The following is a 16,837-nucleotide window of genomic DNA, read 5'->3' on the forward strand; positions in this document are numbered from 1 at the left end:
TTTTTCCAGATAAACGATATGAATAAAGAGTCCAGCTAATGATAAAACCTCTATGAATACAGTATATTTCACGTTATTATTTCTCAAACGGCGTATACATGCTTTTCTTCCCCTGATTATCAATAAAAGCCGACTTTGCTTTTATTTTCGTTTTCTCTACTTCCATGTCTTCATTTGAGAAGTTCACAATGATTTTAATATTTTTTCCATAAGAAACAGATTGTACTAGCTTATCTTCTGACAAATACGCAAAATTCGTCATCTCTTCTTTTACTGCTTTTTCATGAACTTCATTCCAAACTTTTAGATGCTCTGTAATTTCTTTTTTATGTTTATTCCACTCTACTTCATCTAAATGGTACAACGGAGGAACATTATACAATAATTCAGACAGCATTCGATTTCCAACTTCATCTTTTACCTTTAAACTTCCCCATTCCCAATGGTGCGTTGTAATAACGGAATCATTGTATACTAATTTATATAATGGTACCGAATATACTGGGTTTAAATACACTTGTTTATATTCTTCTTTCAATGGTACTTGTTTTGCATATTTTTCGGGAACATTTTGATTTGGTGACCAATATCCACCGACATAATACGGACTTGTTTTATTTTTCCGCATATCTTCATCGTCCCATTTAATAACAGGTGTTTCAATTCCGTGTGCAAATGCAATCGTACTACTAGCAAAATCATTTCCACCTTCAGAACCAACGACCATACCCTTTTCTTGCGCAATGTAGTCCATTCGTTTTAAACGTGCTTTTAAATCTTGCTCTTGTGTCGTTATATGTTTCGCTGAATAGTCATCGTAAATTTCACCTGTCGCATCACAATCAATAAACCATGAATTATATTTAGGACCATTTTGTAATATATCATTCATGCGTTCCTTTACACTAGGCAGCGATAAAGTCGGGTTTAACTTGCGACCTCTGCCTAAAAAGCCTTGCACCTTTTCTCCGTTTTTCTTCGTTACAGTAGCCTCTTCATATAATGATGGGTCATTAAAGGATGCTGTGTTCCAATTTTTATCACTTTTTTCGTGAATGGAATGATATGAATCATACGGACCAACTAAATACCCCATTTCCTTCGCTTTTGTCACGAAATTAGGTTGCATAAATCCTTGTTCCCAGTTCGGCAGACCAATCCACGCTTTTTCTATTCCTACCTCTTTCATTTCCTTTAGTATGTCCGTTCCATCTGCATTACCCCATTTACTTACCTCTTCAACCGCATCACCAAGTAGCGACTTTAATAAATGCTTATTTAAGCTATACAATTCTGTGTTCGTTAAGTGACCTACACCTTTCTTTAATAGCACACTAGCTTCCTGATCAACGTTTTGAAAAATATCCTCTTTATAAAATTCCTTCATGGATAATACTTCGTTTATATAACGTAAAATAACATTTTTTTGATACTTATCAATGAAATCTTGTTTACTTACTTGATCTAATACATTCAGTTCCCCAGGCTCTGAACTATTCTTTTGAATAAGTTCTTTTATATGACTAAACAGCGGGCTATTTATTTGCTCCCTTAGTTTTGGCCAATTTATATTATTTTCTGATAAACCATTTTGATTCCAAAAATAAAAATGCGCCGCTCCATATAACTTTTCGATTTCTTTATTTTTTCTAGCCTTTTCTTGTAATGTTTTAAATTCACCTTTTCGAACAATATCATCCTTATACAGTTTAGCAATGCTTACCGCATCATTATTTGTCACATATAATTGAAATCCATATGTTTTATTTTTATTTATGCTCGGAAATTCATGTGTAAAATCAAATCCTATTTTCGGATCCGAATGAAATTTCAATTCATTATTAAACATATTGTTTGCAATATATACAATTGAATATTTCGAACCATTTAAAGCGAAAAACTTCATAGAAAATGATTCAGCAAATGAATATGCATCATCCTTTAAAAACTTCTTCCAATTCTCATCATTGCTCGGAATTTGCTTACCCTCCCATAACGGAAGTGTATAATTTTCAGCTTCTACTTTCGGCCATGTAAAGCTTTCTGCACCAGTCGATTCCACTTCAATGTTTAAGTGGTCTTTTTTCTTTTCTAATTTTATTTTTACTTTTTGATCTGGATATTCCCACGATGTACGATCCTTTTCTTTTTTTACATTCGATACCTTCATTTTCGGTAGGGGTTGTGATGCCTGTTCCTTTACCCCCTCATGTTCTACAGTTAATGTGAATGTTTCTGGATTTACATCATAAGTAAAATCTTTATACGTCGATTTCTTTATTTTAGACTCTTGTACAGCATTACTACCTTTTACGTCACAACCGACTAAAGTCGAAAATGGCATAGTTGTTAGAAGACATATCGCTATCATTTTTTTCATCCTCTGCACCTCCACCAATGAATATACAGGTGGTTTGTTACAGGAATGTGGCAAAAAAATAATAGAGCTAGCATTTTGCTAGCTCTATTTGGAGTATTAAAAGTTGATATAAACAACTATAATTCGCTTAGAAGATATGTAATACAGTAACTGCATTTTTTCTCAACAATTATGAAACTAAACAAATCAAAATTTTAACAAGCATTCTTTAACTGAAAAAACAAGTGTATACAATGTATCCTAAAAGTAGTACTAAAATGATTATCCCTGTACCTTTCCAATTCATACCGCCTGCTATATCAACTGGACTACCTGTTTCCGCTCTATTGAGTCCGTCATGTAAAGAACCCGTAGGATTACTTTTTAATTCACTTTGTCTCATACGCTCTCTTTTTTCTTCTGGTGACTCTTTATTCATTTAATCACCTCCAAAATGAATGCACTCTTTACTTACATTATTCAAAATCAACATTTGTTTTATATTTTTTCCCGAAAAAACCTAATTTAAAATAGGTTTGCAACGTAAAGAAAGCTAGCCATGCCAGCTTTCTTTACGATCCAATATGCTCTTGCTTATTTACAATAATACCTTTATGGTCGATTTCAAGCTCACATACTTTCATATCTGTAAATACTCTCGCTAATTGCTCAGCGATTTCTTGACGTTTCTCATATGGCGTTAATATAAAAATAGATGGTCCCGCACCGCTAAGTGCTGTGCCGTACGCACCAAATTCTTTTGCGCATTTACGAATAGATGGTAATAACGGTACGAGTTCTAAACGATATGGCTCGTGAAAATGGTCTCTCTCCATCATTTCACCTACAACTTCCCACCGCTTTTGACATAATGCAGCTACTAATACGTTACTTATCGCACTAGCTTTAACTGCCTCATGAAACGGAAACATCTTTGGTAATACAGATCGACTTTCATCTGTATTTAATTCTTCATTCGGAATAAGAGAAATTACCCCTAATTCCTTGCTCTCAATTCTTACGACGGAAATATCCTTTCCATCAAGTGCTCCGATTACAGTTCCACCTAATATAGAAGCAGCAACATTATCAGGATGTCCTTCAAAATTTGTAGCAATTTGAACTTTTTGATCAGCAGTTAAGTTCAAATTGCCTAGTTGATTCGCAAGCTCTATCCCAGCTACAATCGCTGATGCACTACTTCCTAGCCCTCTTGTTAATGGGATATTACTAGTAACTTCTATTATATGGGGTGATATAGAAGGACATACTTTACATGCCGTGCTAACGATTAAATTTTTATCGTCTGTCGGAATTGATTCTTCAAAGGAATGGATTACTTGCCATTTATCAGCTTTTTCTTTAACCACCACATCTAAATACAATGACAAAGCTATTCCAACTGAATCAAATCCAGGACCAACATTTGCCGTACTAGCAGGGACACGAACACTTAGTGGTATCACGACATAATCACCCCTTTAATATGATCTTTAATCTGTTCTATATCATTTGACAAACTTGCGATGTCTAGTTGATTTGAAGAAATAGCGATATCAGGATCCTTCAAACCATTTCCAGTTAATACTGCAACAACTGTTTCTCCCTTTTTGATTTTTCCAGATTTAACATGTTTAATTACGCCAGCTAATGAAGCATTTGATCCCGGTTCAGCGAAAACTCCTTCAGTTTTTGCCAATAACCTATACGCATGTAAAATTTCTTCATCTGATACCATATCTATTTCACCACAAGACTGCTCGGCAGCCTCTACTGCATACGACCAACTTGCTGGGTTACCAATGCGAATTGCTGTTGCAATTGTTTCAGGCTCTTCAATTACATGCCCTTTTACAATTGCCGCTGCTCCTTCTGCTTCAAAGCCATGAATTCTTGGCTTCTTATAACCTTTTTCTTTCTCATATTCACAGAAGCCTTTCCAATATGCTGTAATATTCCCTGCGTTCCCAACAGGGATAGCTAGAACATCTGGTGCATTTTGCAATTGGTCACAAATTTCAAATGCTGCTGTTTTTTGTCCTTCAATTCGATAAGGATTCACTGAATTTACTAATGTAATCGGCTCTTCTGCAGCAATATTTCTTACAGCCTTAAGTGCATCATCGAAATTCCCTTCTATTGAAATAATTTCAGCTCCATAAGCGACCGCTTGCGCTAATTTTCCATGCGCAATCTTTCCTTCAGGGATTACGATTATACATTTCATCCCAAGACGTGCCGCATATGCTGCAGCTGATGCTGATGTATTACCTGTTGATGCACAAATGATTGCTTCTGAACCTTCTTCTTTCGCCTTAGCAACTGCCATCACCATACCACGATCTTTAAAAGAACCTGTCGGATTCGCTCCTTCGTACTTACCATATAGCTGAATCCCTAATTGCTTTGATATATTTAATAACGGAATAAGAGGTGTATTTCCTTCCATTAAACTGACATCAGGTGTGTTTTCATTCACCGGTAAATAAGAAGCATATTGTTTCAATAGTCCTTTATACATATTGTTTTTCCTCCTCAATAATGTAGTAACTGTTTATTTCACTTGCGACAGCTTCTATCGCTCCTAAAACTCGTTCGAATTGATACTTGGAAGTTCGATGTGTCACAACAACAACTTCTGCCAGTTCACGGTTTAAAGGTAATTGAATAACTTCTTTTAAACTCACAGAGTAATTAACGAAACATTCTGTTATTTTTTGTAACATCCCAGGCTCATCTCGTAATGAAATACGCAAGAAATATTTCGAAACTACTTCTTCATCACCTTGTAATTCATAAGGAACTGGTTCTTTTAACGCACTTTTATTTTTCGGCACTTGATTCATATTTTTAACGATGGAAATAATATCACTTACTACAGCAGAACCAGTTGGCAACTTTCCAGCTCCAGGTCCGTAAAACATTACTTCTCCTACCGCTTGACCGTGAACATATACTGCATTAAATTCATTATTTACATTCGATAATGGATGACGACTTGGTAAAAGTGTCGGTTCTACACTTAAATGAATGGCTGATCCTTGTTTTTCTGCTTTCCCAATTAACTTCATAGTAAATCCTAACTTTTCAGCCATTTGTAAATCTTCTTTTTCGACCTTTCGAATCCCTCTTACTTGCACATCATCTAATGAAACATTCATCGAAAAACCTAAGTTTGCAAGAATTGCTACCTTTCTCGCCGCATCTAGTCCATCTACATCTGCTGTCGGATCCGATTCTGCAAAACCTAATTTTTGCGCTTCCTGTAAAGCCTCTTCATAAGACCACCCATTTTGACTCATTTTTGTTAACATATAATTTGTTGTACCATTTACAATTCCCATTATTTTTTCAATTTGATCTGATGCTAGCCCGTCAGTTAGTCCTCTTAACACTGGAATACCGCCTGCTACGCTCGCTTCATAACATAAATCACAATCATTATCGTTTGCCAGTTGAAGAAGCTCTGCACCATATACAGCCATTAAATCTTTATTTGCTGTTACGACATGTTTTTTATTTTCTAAAGCCTTAACAATATGCTGTTTTGCTTCTTCAATTCCGCCCATTACCTCTACTACAATATCAATATTTGAATCATTTAGAACTTCATCTACATGACTTGTGACTGCAATTCCGTCAATACAAACATCGCGTTCTTTTTCCAAATCACGTACAACGACTGTTTTCACTTTCACTGCGTATCCTGTATCAAGAGCGATTTTTTTATAATGTTCTTTCAAAATATGAACAACACCACTTCCGACCGTACCTAAACCTAATACCCCAACATTTATAACGTTATTCATCTTCTAATCTCCTCCTAAAAGTTTAATTGTTACACCTATAAATCACCTTACTCTGCTTTTTTGTCATGCAGGTGGTGGTTATTTCCGTACTTATAAATAGTTTCATGCTACCGCACCTCCCTTCAAAGTAATAAAAAAAACACACCCATCCCTAGGAAAGGGACGAATGTGTTTTCGTGGTTCCACCCTTGTTCCAATCTAGACGTATTTCTCCCTAGATTGCTCAAGTTCAGATAACGGCTGATACCGTCAATAATTACTAGATTACTCGTTCACTATTGAAGTTCAAAGGTGGTAAAATCATTTCTCGTGTTAGGAAGCTCACACCCTTGGCTTCCCTCTCTGTAAACCGTAAAAATGATTTCTTGTCCTTATCGTTACTTTTTCGTTCATGTTTATTTGTTAACTCATTATACTCGCATAAAAAACAAAATCAATACTATTTTTTAATTATTTTAAATTTTCAATCTCTAAATCCGTAAAAAAACACACTCATCCCTAGGAAAGGGACGAATGTGTTTTCGTGGTTCCACCCTTGTTCCAATCTAGACGTATTTCTCCCTAGATTGCTCAAGTTCAGATAACGGCTGATACCGTCAATAATTACTAGATTACTCGTTCACTATTGAAGTTCAAAGGTGGTAAAATCATTTCTCGTGTTAGGAAGCTCACACCCTTGGCTTCCCTCTCTGTAAACCGTAAAAATGATTTCTTGTCCTTATCGTTACTTTTTCGTTCATGTCTATTTGTTAATTTATTATAGTTATCAACTTTTTAAAAAGCAAGCCTATTTTTACTAACTATTTTCAAGAATTTTTTTTATTATATTTCACAATATCATTATGCAACCGCCACTCAATTTACCTATTTTGTTATTTCTCCAGTTTATAAATCAACGGTTCATATATAAATTCCCCATTCTAAAACCCGTACATATCCGCTCTACAAAACTATATTAATAAAATTTTTAATACAATCTTTTTGTATAACTTTCTTCTAAAGAACGTGCAACATCTTCTTCTGAAGTATTCACTTTCGCATGCTCCAGCAACATTTTTGCTGCTGATGGTAACTCTTTTTTATTTAACCAAGATTCTGGATCCCACATCTTAGAACGAATAAACGCTTTTGCACAATGAATATAACACTCTTCTATTTCAACAACAATTCCAAGCAACGGATTGCGTCCATTCGCCTGCATTTCTTTCAAAATTTCTTCGTCGTTTGTAATATACGCTCGGCCATTTATTCTGAGTGTCTCCCCAAGACCTGGAATAAAAAAGATTAGTCCTACATGTGGATTTGAAATAATATTCAAAATGGAGTCTATACGACGATTTCCTGGTCTTTCTGGAATGATAATTTTATTATTATTGAGTACGTATACAAATCCAGGTGCATCTCCTCGCGGCGAGGCGTCACACTCCCCCAACTTATTTCCAGTGGATAATACTAGAAAAGGAGATTTAGAAAGAAAATCTACGCAATGGTGGTCTAATGATGAAATGACTTTTTTCAACGCTCGCTCACTTGGTTGCCCCAATATTTTCCGTAACTCTTCCTCTGTTGAAATAATCGATTTTATTTCCGTACGCTCGATCCCCACTTATAACCACTCCTTTTTCTTTATTTTCCCAAAATTCAATACAAATATTGTATAATAAAATTTGAGGAAAGGGGAATTAAAATGACAGAGTGGTTAACAATATTTGATTCTGAAAGAAATACACTTGGGAAGAAATTACGTGATGAAGTGCATCGTGACGGCGATTGGCACGAAACATTTCATTGCTGGTTTGTAGAAAAAGATAATGAAGATATGTTTTTATATTTCCAATTACGCTCTAAAAATAAAAAAGAAGCTCCATGTATATGGGATATTACTTCAGCTGGACATATTATGCATGATGAAGATGTACAAATTGGTGGTCTTCGTGAAATTGAGGAAGAATTAGGGCTTTCCTTTCAAACTAATGATTTAACATACAAGGGAATCTTTAAAATAGATTATGAAATTTCAAATCTTACTGATCGCGAGTTTTGTCATATGTATTTTCACAACGTCATCAATCCACTTCCATTCGCACCAGGTGAAGAAGTAGACGATGTGATGAAAGTACATGCAACTTCTTTTCTACAACTATTAAAAGGAGAGATTTCATCTTTAACGACTATTTCAGTCTTAAACAATACACCGATTACGATAACATTTGAAGATATTTATCCGTATGATCTTGCATACTATGAATTTGTTATAGAGCAAGGAAAAGAATTATTAAAAAATAATAGTTTATAAATAAAATAGGACTCCTAGCATAATATTGCGTAGAGTCCTATTTTTTATTATTGTTCAAGTATTTTTAATCTACTCTCTACTTGTATAAATAAACGAATGATTAATAACAGCATAACCACTATAATCGCTATTATTGTATGTGGATATCTAAACAGTATACTAATAACACTTCCAATTAACATCATGATAAATCCGTTTTGCTTCATCACTTCTGCACTATACCTGTTACCCGCATCCCATAATTCCTTATTTTTCATAGATCGTTTCGTGCGATAACCATATGCCGCATTAATATCGGTCGGTGGATTTTTTTGAAGAATAATTGCCGCAAGTATAAAAATAATACCAATCAATATGCTTATTCCTATGTTTACTAGTGCATCAATCAATTATATCCCCCCCCTAACTTACACTTTCATTATACGACACAACCCTTATTTTTCCAATTTATAACACATTCACTTTCTTTCTTTCGATGTCTGGAACATACTTGGAAGTGTTACAAAACGTGCCCCTTTCGTTTTTAACTGCGGAATGATTTTGTCTAGTGCATCAACAGATCCTTGTAAATGCCCACCTGGAGTAGAATGCTGCAGTATGACACTACCTGGAAATGAATTCCCTAACACATTATTTGTAATCGTATCGGCACTTACACCTTTCCAATCAACTGTATCAACACTCCACTGTACAATCATAAAATTTTGCTCAGTTGCCCAATTCAATTGATTTTCAAGTATTTCACCATACGGTGGACGTATAAATTTAGGAGCATAGCCGGCTAAACGTTTTAATATTTCTTCCGTTTTTATAATTTGATTACGGTACTCAGCGTCATTTACTTTCGCTAAATTCGGATGACTGTACGTATGATTACCAATTACATGCCCTTCATTTGCAATACGCTTTACTACATTCGGAAATTTTTCTGCGTTTTCACCAAGTAAGAAAAAAGTAGCTTTTACATTATGTTGTTTTAACTTATCTAATATTTTTGGCGTGAATTCTGAATCTGGTCCATCATCAAATGTAAGAGCTACTTCCGCTTTATTATACGGTCCTGAAAATGCGTACGCATATTTTTCAACCCATGTAAATGGTGTCCACGATCCACGATCATCTGCTTTCATTTGTACTTCATAGCTTTGAGGGATATATGCGTATGGCAATGCGCTTATATAGTCTCCATAATAAAATGAGTTATATGGCATATAAGCATACGAAACATCTCGTTCTAGTCCCCATTGATATGGAGCAAACATTTCTGGCGAATAAAAATAATACATGATAAAAAACCTCCCTAAATTTTCATATGTGATTCATCTGCACTTTGTTAGAGAAATTGTTATTCATAAACAAAAATAAGACTGTCCTTAATTAGGACAGTCTTACTGCTTACTATTATTAATAAATCGATGTACTATCTTTTGGCAAAGCTTTCACATGTTTTAAATAGTTCGTCACTTTATCATCATCATCTTGCGGATATTGATATTCATATTTGTTAGCGATTTCGTTCGCCACTTCCCTAAATAAATCACCCATGACAAAGAATGACTCCCATATGTTTTCATATTCTGCATTAGAAAATGTTCTTTTAAATTGCACCCACATATCTTTTTCAATATATTGCTCGAAATGCTTTCCAAACTTCCCTGCATTAACTGTAAAATCTGTTTTCATACCAATATACCATTCTAGCATTACGATGAACATATCTCGCACTGGTCCCTCAAGCATTCCTTTTGCATAAGAAAGCTCTTCTCTCCATAGCCCTTTTGCCACATTCGTACTACACCACCAAAATTCATTACAACAATCCAAAAACTCTTTTTCTGTAGGCTTTTTTATTAAGTAATCTTTATCGCTTGCTGGCGGGAATCCTTCCATACAATTATCTTTATCGAGAAGTAATTTACTTAAACTATCTTGTCCAACGAACTTTTTTATTAACTCAACTGGAACTAGCGTTAAATCAATCCGATTCCCATCCATGAACTGCATTAAATACGGAAACTTCCCATCTTCATCTGGTTGAACTAACGACATTTCTTCTGGCATTTGTACTATCATTATTTCTCCAAATCTATGAACCCAATTATGATTAGACGTAAAAGATTGTATATCATTTACAACATACATAATATCATAGTCTTGAAAACAATCTCTTTTCACATTTGGATTTACACGCGATCCATTCATGATAACTGCTCGAATTCTTCCATCCTCTTTTGCTGTATTAATAATTAAGTCTAGCATTTCTTTTTCAGTTCTCATCTACTTATAGCCTCCAATTTTTTGATATATAATATAGTGTTATGTATGTCGGAGGCCCACGAGCTAATCTCGTTATACAAGATACATGTTATAATTTTTCAAACATCTTTTTCATTCTATCTATCTCCTTACCTCATTCTTTTACGATTGCCATTACAAATCCATCGTATCCCTTACTTCCGACAGTTTGAAGCGCTGTAGCACTAACACGTGGCTCAGCAGCTATTAATTCATAGAAACGACGTATCCCTTGTACACGAGGATCGGTACTAGTATTGTCAATAACTTCTCCTTCACGTACTACGTTATCCCCAATAATTACAGTACCCGGTCGTGATAGTTTTAGTGCCCATTCAAAATAAGCAGGGTTATTTTGTTTATCAGCATCTATAAAAATAAAATCAAACGGTTCATACTTCTCGTTTTCTATTTGTTGTAAAGAATCGAACGCTAATCCTGTTCGTATTTCAATTTTATCAGTCAAATTAGCACGCTCAATATTGCTACGTGCAATTTCAGCATGTTTTTCACTTGCTTCCAATGTAACAACTCGGCCTCCAGATGGCAATGCTCTAGCAAGCCATATCGTGCTATACCCGCCTAGCGTGCCAATTTCTAAAACATTACGAGCCCCTTGAATTTGTACTAACAGTTGTAAAAACTTCCCTTGCGTTGGTGATACATCATGTGCTGGCAAATTAGCTGCAGCATTAGTTTGAAGAACCCCTTCTAATGTAGAATCTTTCGGTATTAATACATCACTCATATATTGATCAACAGCCGTCCATTTCTCAATTCCACTCATGCAAATATCACCCCTTTCAATTTTCCAATGCTTTCTAGCATTCACTTTTGATTATACCGAAAATTCTGTCTCGAATACAAAAAATAAAGAAGGGACATCTACCCCTTACAGAATAGATATCCCTTCTTTTAAAGTTAAATTTACTTCCTATGGATTAGTAGACCAAAGCCCAGCAGATTTAATAAATGTACGTTTATTTAATTTCAGCTGCGCTACGATAAATTCTGCAATATCTTCTGCTTGCATTACTTTATCAGGGTTTCCATCAGTTAATCCTAAATCTACAGCCATATCAGTCGCTACTGTACTTGGAGTTAAAGCTGTTACACGAATGTTATGTTTGCGAACTTCCATCGCTAACGATTCTGTTAGGCCAAGGACACCAAATTTAGAAGCACTATATGCACTTGTTACAGGTGCACCTTTTTGTCCTGCTGTAGATGAAATGTTAATGATATCACCAGATTGTTGTTCAATCATGCTTGGTAAAGCAGCACGAGTTGCATAATATACACCCATTAAGTTTACTTGAATGATTTTTTCCCAATCAGCAACATCTAATTCTAAAAACTTACCGAACTTAGAAATACCAGCGTTATTAATTAAAATATCGATAGATCCTAAACCATTTTTTAACGTTTCAATCGCAGTAGTCACTTCTTCGTATGAAGAAACATCAGCAGTTGCAATAACAGCTTTTACACCTTCTGCTTCTACTTCTTTCGCTACAGCTTTTAAGTTTTCTTCTGAACGAGCTAATAAGCCTACATTTACACCTTCTTTCGCTAATGCGATTGCTACAGCGCGACCAATCCCTCTACCTGCTCCTGTAATTAAAGCATTTTTACCTTGTAATAATTCTGCCAAGTATAACACTCCTTAATCATCTCAGTTATGTATTATATTAGAATTGTATCTATGTTTATGTAAAAAGGCAATGATGCACTTTCATGTGCGTAGGTTACTTGTAGGTAACTATAGAAAGTTTTTGTTTATAAGTTTCATGTTTTTACCATTATTCATGTAAAATAAAAACAAATCCAGCATAGGAGAGTGTATGTGTATGAAAAGAAAAAAATGGGTCTTGTTACTAACTGCAGTCGGACTATTTATCATATTGTTTGCCCTGTACTTTATATTTGGTAATCCACTAAATTATAAAGTAATAGAAAAAGATACTAGCAATTATCTCCATATTAAAAAAGGTTATAAGCAAGAAGAAATACAAGACATAACCGGAAAATATACTCCCATTTATAATATTGGCTATTATGCAACAGTAGTATATAAAGACGAACCATATTTTACATACTCTTATACATACGATGATAATAAAAAAATAATACAAGACAACGGTATTTTAGGAAGACATACTGAGTCATTTGAACATCTTAATTTAAACTGGTCTTTGTTTGACCAGTTAGTAGATGGTATTCATACAAACTTGCAAGGAAGAGGTTTAAGAGAAAAGAAAGATTATTCTATACGAAACGTTCAATTCATTGATATAGATGACGATAAAAACGGTGCAGAAGCATACGTTGACTTTAAGAACGATAAAGAATCTGATTACTCATACCGTATGAATAGCGAAGGAAAAGCTTATCAATATAATTGCAGTAACGGTAAATGCATTTTTAAAGAAAAATAGTGTTAGAAGGCTCTCCTTCTAACACTATTTTTCTTCATAATTAAGAATACACACAATAAATTCTGTTCCATTTCCTTCTTCACTCTCTACTTTTATCTCTCCTTGATGAAGGTCGAGTACTTTCTTTACAATAGCTAAACCTAAGCCACTTCCTCCATAGGCACGATTTCGTGAAGAATCCGCTTTATAAAAACGCTCAAAAATATGTTGTTTCTGTTCTTCTGATATACCGATTCCCGAATCATGGATGCGCACTTCCACTACTGTTTCATGTTCCTTTAACTGGATAGTAATCGTGCCACCGCTTGGAGTAAATTTAATACTATTATGAATTAAATTAATCCACACTTGACTCATACTTTCTTGGTCAGCAATAACATGTACTTTTTCTAAATCTAGTTCTAACTCGATTTCTTTTTCAGCCCAGAGCGGTTCACTATTTAACACAATTTGCTTTAACTGCTGATCTAATCGATAACTCACTCTTTCTGGTATATACTCTTCTGATTCTAAAAGAGTTAGCTTCAATAAGTTTTGACTTAGTTTAGATAATCTCGTTGTTTCAGTTTCAATAATGGTAAGATAATGTTTTCTTTTTTCCTCAGAAAGATTATCGTCTTGTAGTGCTCTAGCAAACCCTTTTATAGAAGTTAATGGTGACTGTATTTCATGAGAAACATTCGATACAAATTCTTGTCTCATTTTCTCCATCGTATTCAGTTCATCTGTCATATCATTTATACTTTTTACGAGCACACCAATTTCTCCATCATACTTTTCTTCATTTCGTATTTTTACGGAGAAGTCTCCTTTTGCAATTTTTTGTATCGGTTCAATAATAGTCCAAATCATTGCCTCTCGTTTTGGCCTCATTAATATTCCAATTAATGTCCAAATAAGAATAATAAATACAAAACCGACCATATCACTAATTAGAAAGGCAACAAATGGCGATACGTTTACGTCAAAAGCATTCAATATACTAGTTGCTACATAAAATGCGATAGACCAAATGATAGTAAGAAAAGAAAAGAGCGCTAATACCGCTCCAAATACTTTCAGCATCTTCAACTTACTCATTCGTTTTCTTTTTCTCATTTACTTACCTCTAAGCGATACCCTAATCCTCTTATTGTTTTAATACTAAATTTCGACTGCTCTTCTTGAAACTTCTCACGTAACCGATTAATATGAACGTCTAGTGTACGTTCATTCCCTTCAAAATCATATCCCCATATTTCTTCAATTAATTGGTCTCTCGAACAAGTTCTTCCCGATTTAGACCCTAAAGTAAAAAGCAGCTCAAATTCTTTTAACGGTAACATAACCGTTTGTTCTCCAGATGTAACTTCGAATGTTTTACGATTTAATAATACATTTCCAACTTGAATCGATTGTGAAACTGTAATTTGGTAACGTTTCAATAATGCCTTTACTCTCACTACTAGTTCTATAGGGTCAAATGGCTTTACAAGATAATCATCTGTCCCAAGGTGAAATCCTTTTACTTTTTGTGATGTTTCCCCTTTGGCAGTTAGCATCAGAACCGGGATATCATAGTATTTTCTTAATTCAAAACATACATCAAATCCATCCATATTTGGCATCATGATATCAAGAATAACCATATCGACTTTTACGTCATCCATTTTCCGAAGTGCATCTACTCCATCAATTGCCTCATATGTTTGAAAACCTTCTCGTTCTAAAAATACAGAAACGAGTTCCCTAATGTGTGGATCGTCGTCTACTATTAACATTTTAGGTATCAAAGGAACCATTTCCTTTCTACTTAGCATCTAATATATTTTTTTAAAATGCACCCTCTTTAATTTTCAATTGTTGCGTTGCAAACTCACGATACATATCATGCGTCTGTAATAATTCATCATGCGTACCACTACCTGTAAGATTCCCTTTTTCAATAAAGATAATTTTATCTGCATCTACAACAGTAGAAAGTCTATGCGCAATCACTAACGTTGTTCTGCCTTTCATTAAGTTATTTAACGCTTTTTGAACGACAGACTCAGATTTACTATCTAAGCTTGAAGTTGCCTCATCGAGCATAAGAATTTGCGGATTTCGAAGTAACGCTCGGGCAATGGCAATTCGCTGTCTTTGTCCACCAGAAAGCTTCACACCGCGTTCTCCAACTTCTGTTGCATAACCGTTTGGTAAGTCATGAATAAATGCATCAACATATGCCATTGCTGCTACTTTTTCAATTTCTTCATCCGTTACTTCACCTTCAACGCCGTAACAAATATTATCACGAATCGTTCCATCGATTAACGGACTATCTTGTGATACGTAACCGATTTGACGTCGCCATGACTGTAATGAATAACTCGTAATTGATTCTTTTCCTAATTTAATGGCACCACTAGTTGGCTCATAAAAACGTTCCAGTAATGAGAATAACGTTGTTTTCCCACTACCACTTGGTCCTACAATCGCTGTCACTTTTCCAGATTCAATTATGAAATCAATATTTTTTAAAACTTGCTCTTCTTCGTTATACTCAAAATGTACATTTTCAAGAACGATCGGCTGCTTAGCATTTGTCACTTTCACACCAGTTTCATGATCTTCTACTTTATATTCTAAAATCGTACTAATTCTTTCCGTTGCACCAATTGCCTTTTGGAATTGTGTAAAGAACATAGATAATTGACTCATCGGCATTACAATTTGAACTAAATACAAAATAAACGCTACAAGTTCACCAGTTGTTAATGCACCGCTAGAAACTCTCATCCCGCCATATCCTACGATAATAACAAGTAGTGCCATTAAAACAAACGACATAACTGGCGAAATTAATGCTTGCACTTTTCCTTCTTTCAAACCAAATTGTAATAACTTTTGTATACCTGTATTACCCGTTTCATATTCTCTTTTTTCTGTATTTGAAGATTTCACTAAACGAATTTCTGATAACACTTGCGTTAACACACTTGTAAAAGATGCCGTTTCATCTTGAAGCGCTTTTGAAATCTTATACATTTTTCGTCCAAGTGGAACTAGAATTAATACAGACAACGGAATAACCGTTAAAAGTAACGCAGTCATTTTCCAATCTAACACAAATAATACAATTAACGATCCAACAATTGAAATACCACCTGTTAATAAGTTTGACAAATGCTCAGAAATTAACGTTTTCACAACACCTGTATCATTCGTCATACGGCTAATGGTATCACCTGTTCTATTTTGATCGTAATAAGATACCGGCAAGATAAGTACCTTTTTCCACAAACGTTCTCTTAGTCCCGCTACAATCTTCTGCCCAATATAATTGAGTAAATATATAGACAACCCTGCCGCAATAGTTTGCATTACAAAGAAAGCAACTAACCCAACAATTTGTCCTGCACTAATTGAAGAAAGCGAAAAATTATCTACTAATCCTTTTGTTAGCATAGGAATAAATAAACTCGCTCCCGTAGAAAGCAAACTCATTAATAACGCAAAAACTAAAATTCCTTTCGGAGGATTTGTATCTTGAATAAGGCGTAAAAACTGCCTCCAGCTCCCTTTTTTCTTCATTTCATTTCTAACTTCCATTCCTGTTCATCTCCTCGTGTTAAACCAAACTGTTCTTGCTAAAATTAGAATACGATACAAATGTAAA

16 protein-coding genes and 2 other annotated features are annotated in these 16,837 nt (G+C 34.7%); of the genes, 2 read left to right on the top strand and 14 right to left on the bottom strand.

Features of this window, described 5'->3' with window-relative positions; all coding sequences use genetic code 11:
- Positions 1–76: 76 nt before the first annotated feature.
- The 6 genes from ACS2FK_RS15255 to ACS2FK_RS15280 all read right to left on the bottom strand — a co-directional run bounded on the left by ACS2FK_RS15255 (position 77) and on the right by ACS2FK_RS15280 (position 7,774).
- Positions 77–2,380, bottom strand: coding sequence for a glycoside hydrolase (locus ACS2FK_RS15255; RefSeq protein WP_053564716.1), 2,304 nt, complete (start codon positions 2,378–2,380; stop codon positions 77–79).
- 208 nt (positions 2,381–2,588) lie between these two features.
- Positions 2,589–2,798 carry a DUF6366 family protein gene (locus ACS2FK_RS15260; RefSeq protein WP_063547088.1) on the bottom strand — a complete coding sequence of 70 codons (210 nt, stop codon included), beginning with the start codon at positions 2,796–2,798 and terminating at the stop codon, positions 2,589–2,591.
- A gap of 133 nt (positions 2,799–2,931) precedes the next feature.
- Positions 2,932–3,825 carry a homoserine kinase gene (thrB, locus tag ACS2FK_RS15265; RefSeq protein WP_063547087.1) on the bottom strand — a complete coding sequence of 298 codons (894 nt, stop codon included), beginning with the start codon at positions 3,823–3,825 and terminating at the stop codon, positions 2,932–2,934.
- Positions 3,822–4,880 carry a threonine synthase gene (gene thrC / locus ACS2FK_RS15270; protein ID WP_000276434.1) on the bottom strand — a complete coding sequence of 353 codons (1,059 nt, stop codon included), beginning with the start codon at positions 4,878–4,880 and terminating at the stop codon, positions 3,822–3,824. Before thrC ends, thrB begins: the two co-directional genes overlap by 4 nt.
- Positions 4,873–6,168, bottom strand: coding sequence for a homoserine dehydrogenase (locus tag ACS2FK_RS15275; RefSeq protein ID WP_023521724.1), 1,296 nt, complete (start codon positions 6,166–6,168; stop codon positions 4,873–4,875). The genes thrC and ACS2FK_RS15275 overlap by 8 nt, the downstream gene beginning before the upstream one ends.
- A gap of 155 nt (positions 6,169–6,323) precedes the next feature.
- Positions 6,324–6,555: a binding site (T-box leader), on the bottom strand.
- Positions 6,556–6,670: 115 nt separating this feature from the next.
- Positions 6,671–6,902: a binding site (T-box leader), on the bottom strand.
- Between the two features lie 233 nt (positions 6,903–7,135).
- The gene (locus ACS2FK_RS15280; protein ID WP_000510726.1) at positions 7,136–7,774 is read right to left on the bottom strand and encodes a pyridoxamine 5'-phosphate oxidase family protein; all 639 of its coding nucleotides are present in this window, start codon (positions 7,772–7,774) and stop codon (positions 7,136–7,138) included.
- An 81-nt stretch (positions 7,775–7,855) separates the two neighbouring features.
- On the opposite strand from ACS2FK_RS15280, the gene ACS2FK_RS15285 reads away from it, so the two are divergent.
- The gene (locus ACS2FK_RS15285) at positions 7,856–8,464 is read left to right on the top strand and encodes an NUDIX hydrolase (RefSeq protein WP_023521722.1); all 609 of its coding nucleotides are present in this window, start codon (positions 7,856–7,858) and stop codon (positions 8,462–8,464) included.
- Positions 8,465–8,511: 47 nt separating this feature from the next.
- Here the strand turns inward: ACS2FK_RS15285 and ACS2FK_RS15290 are convergent, their stop codons facing one another.
- From ACS2FK_RS15290 to ACS2FK_RS15310, 5 genes are all read right to left on the bottom strand, one after another.
- Entirely contained in the window at positions 8,512–8,850 is a 339-nt protein-coding gene (locus ACS2FK_RS15290) for an SdpI family protein (protein WP_025118474.1), read from the bottom strand.
- A 72-nt stretch (positions 8,851–8,922) separates the two neighbouring features.
- Complete coding sequence (locus tag ACS2FK_RS15295) at positions 8,923–9,750, bottom strand: peptidoglycan-N-acetylglucosamine deacetylase (protein ID WP_000291203.1); 828 nt, start codon at positions 9,748–9,750, stop codon at positions 8,923–8,925.
- Between the two features lie 118 nt (positions 9,751–9,868).
- Positions 9,869–10,741 (bottom strand): aminoglycoside 6-adenylyltransferase, encoded by an 873-nt coding sequence (locus ACS2FK_RS15300; protein ID WP_001258527.1) that lies wholly within the window; start codon positions 10,739–10,741, stop codon positions 9,869–9,871.
- Between the two features lie 133 nt (positions 10,742–10,874).
- Positions 10,875–11,546, bottom strand: coding sequence for an O-methyltransferase (locus ACS2FK_RS15305; RefSeq protein ID WP_063547086.1), 672 nt, complete (start codon positions 11,544–11,546; stop codon positions 10,875–10,877).
- A 147-nt stretch (positions 11,547–11,693) separates the two neighbouring features.
- Positions 11,694–12,413 carry a 3-ketoacyl-ACP reductase gene (locus tag ACS2FK_RS15310; RefSeq protein WP_000818985.1) on the bottom strand — a complete coding sequence of 240 codons (720 nt, stop codon included), beginning with the start codon at positions 12,411–12,413 and terminating at the stop codon, positions 11,694–11,696.
- A gap of 190 nt (positions 12,414–12,603) precedes the next feature.
- On the opposite strand from ACS2FK_RS15310, the gene ACS2FK_RS15315 reads away from it, so the two are divergent.
- Complete coding sequence (locus tag ACS2FK_RS15315) at positions 12,604–13,197, top strand: DUF3139 domain-containing protein (RefSeq protein WP_003270270.1); 594 nt, start codon at positions 12,604–12,606, stop codon at positions 13,195–13,197.
- Positions 13,198–13,221: 24 nt separating this feature from the next.
- Here ACS2FK_RS15315 and hitS read toward each other — a convergent pair whose 3' ends face one another.
- From hitS to ACS2FK_RS15330, 3 genes are read right to left on the bottom strand one after another with little or no spacing between them, the layout of a single operon-like run.
- On the bottom strand, positions 13,222–14,295 hold the full coding sequence (gene hitS / locus ACS2FK_RS15320; RefSeq protein ID WP_063547085.1) for an envelope stress sensor histidine kinase HitS: 1,074 nt from the start codon (positions 14,293–14,295) through the stop codon (positions 13,222–13,224).
- On the bottom strand, positions 14,292–14,969 hold the full coding sequence (hitR, locus tag ACS2FK_RS15325) for an envelope stress response regulator transcription factor HitR (RefSeq protein ID WP_063549284.1): 678 nt from the start codon (positions 14,967–14,969) through the stop codon (positions 14,292–14,294). The genes hitS and hitR overlap by 4 nt, the downstream gene beginning before the upstream one ends.
- A gap of 40 nt (positions 14,970–15,009) precedes the next feature.
- On the bottom strand, positions 15,010–16,770 hold the full coding sequence (locus ACS2FK_RS15330) for an ABC transporter ATP-binding protein (protein ID WP_061660373.1): 1,761 nt from the start codon (positions 16,768–16,770) through the stop codon (positions 15,010–15,012).
- Positions 16,771–16,837 lie beyond the last annotated feature (67 nt).

The sequence above is a fragment of the Bacillus cereus group sp. BceL220 genome (assembly GCF_051776965.1).
GTDB classification, from domain to species: Bacteria; Bacillota; Bacilli; order Bacillales; family Bacillaceae_G; genus Bacillus_A; species Bacillus_A cereus.

Bases quoted from the DNA above. Each gene is read 5' to 3' on its own strand.
- ACS2FK_RS15295 (WP_000291203.1), bottom strand. From the start codon at position 9,750: ATGTATTATTTTTATTCGCCAGAAATGTTTGCTCCATATCAATGGGGA.
- ACS2FK_RS15300 (WP_001258527.1), bottom strand. From the start codon at position 10,741: ATGAGAACTGAAAAAGAAATGCTAGACTTAATTATTAATACAGCAAAA.
- ACS2FK_RS15305 (WP_063547086.1), bottom strand. From the start codon at position 11,546: ATGAGTGGAATTGAGAAATGGACGGCTGTTGATCAATATATGAGTGAT.
- ACS2FK_RS15275 (WP_023521724.1), bottom strand. From the start codon at position 6,168: ATGAATAACGTTATAAATGTTGGGGTATTAGGTTTAGGTACGGTCGGA.
- ACS2FK_RS15330 (WP_061660373.1), bottom strand. From the start codon at position 16,770: ATGGAAGTTAGAAATGAAATGAAGAAAAAAGGGAGCTGGAGGCAGTTT.
- hitS (WP_063547085.1), bottom strand. From the start codon at position 14,295: ATGAGAAAAAGAAAACGAATGAGTAAGTTGAAGATGCTGAAAGTATTT.
- ACS2FK_RS15260 (WP_063547088.1), bottom strand. From the start codon at position 2,798: ATGAATAAAGAGTCACCAGAAGAAAAAAGAGAGCGTATGAGACAAAGT.
- ACS2FK_RS15315 (WP_003270270.1), top strand. From the start codon at position 12,604: ATGTGTATGAAAAGAAAAAAATGGGTCTTGTTACTAACTGCAGTCGGA.
- ACS2FK_RS15285 (WP_023521722.1), top strand. From the start codon at position 7,856: ATGACAGAGTGGTTAACAATATTTGATTCTGAAAGAAATACACTTGGG.
- thrC (WP_000276434.1), bottom strand. From the start codon at position 4,880: ATGTATAAAGGACTATTGAAACAATATGCTTCTTATTTACCGGTGAAT.
- ACS2FK_RS15255 (WP_053564716.1), bottom strand. From the start codon at position 2,380: ATGAAAAAAATGATAGCGATATGTCTTCTAACAACTATGCCATTTTCG.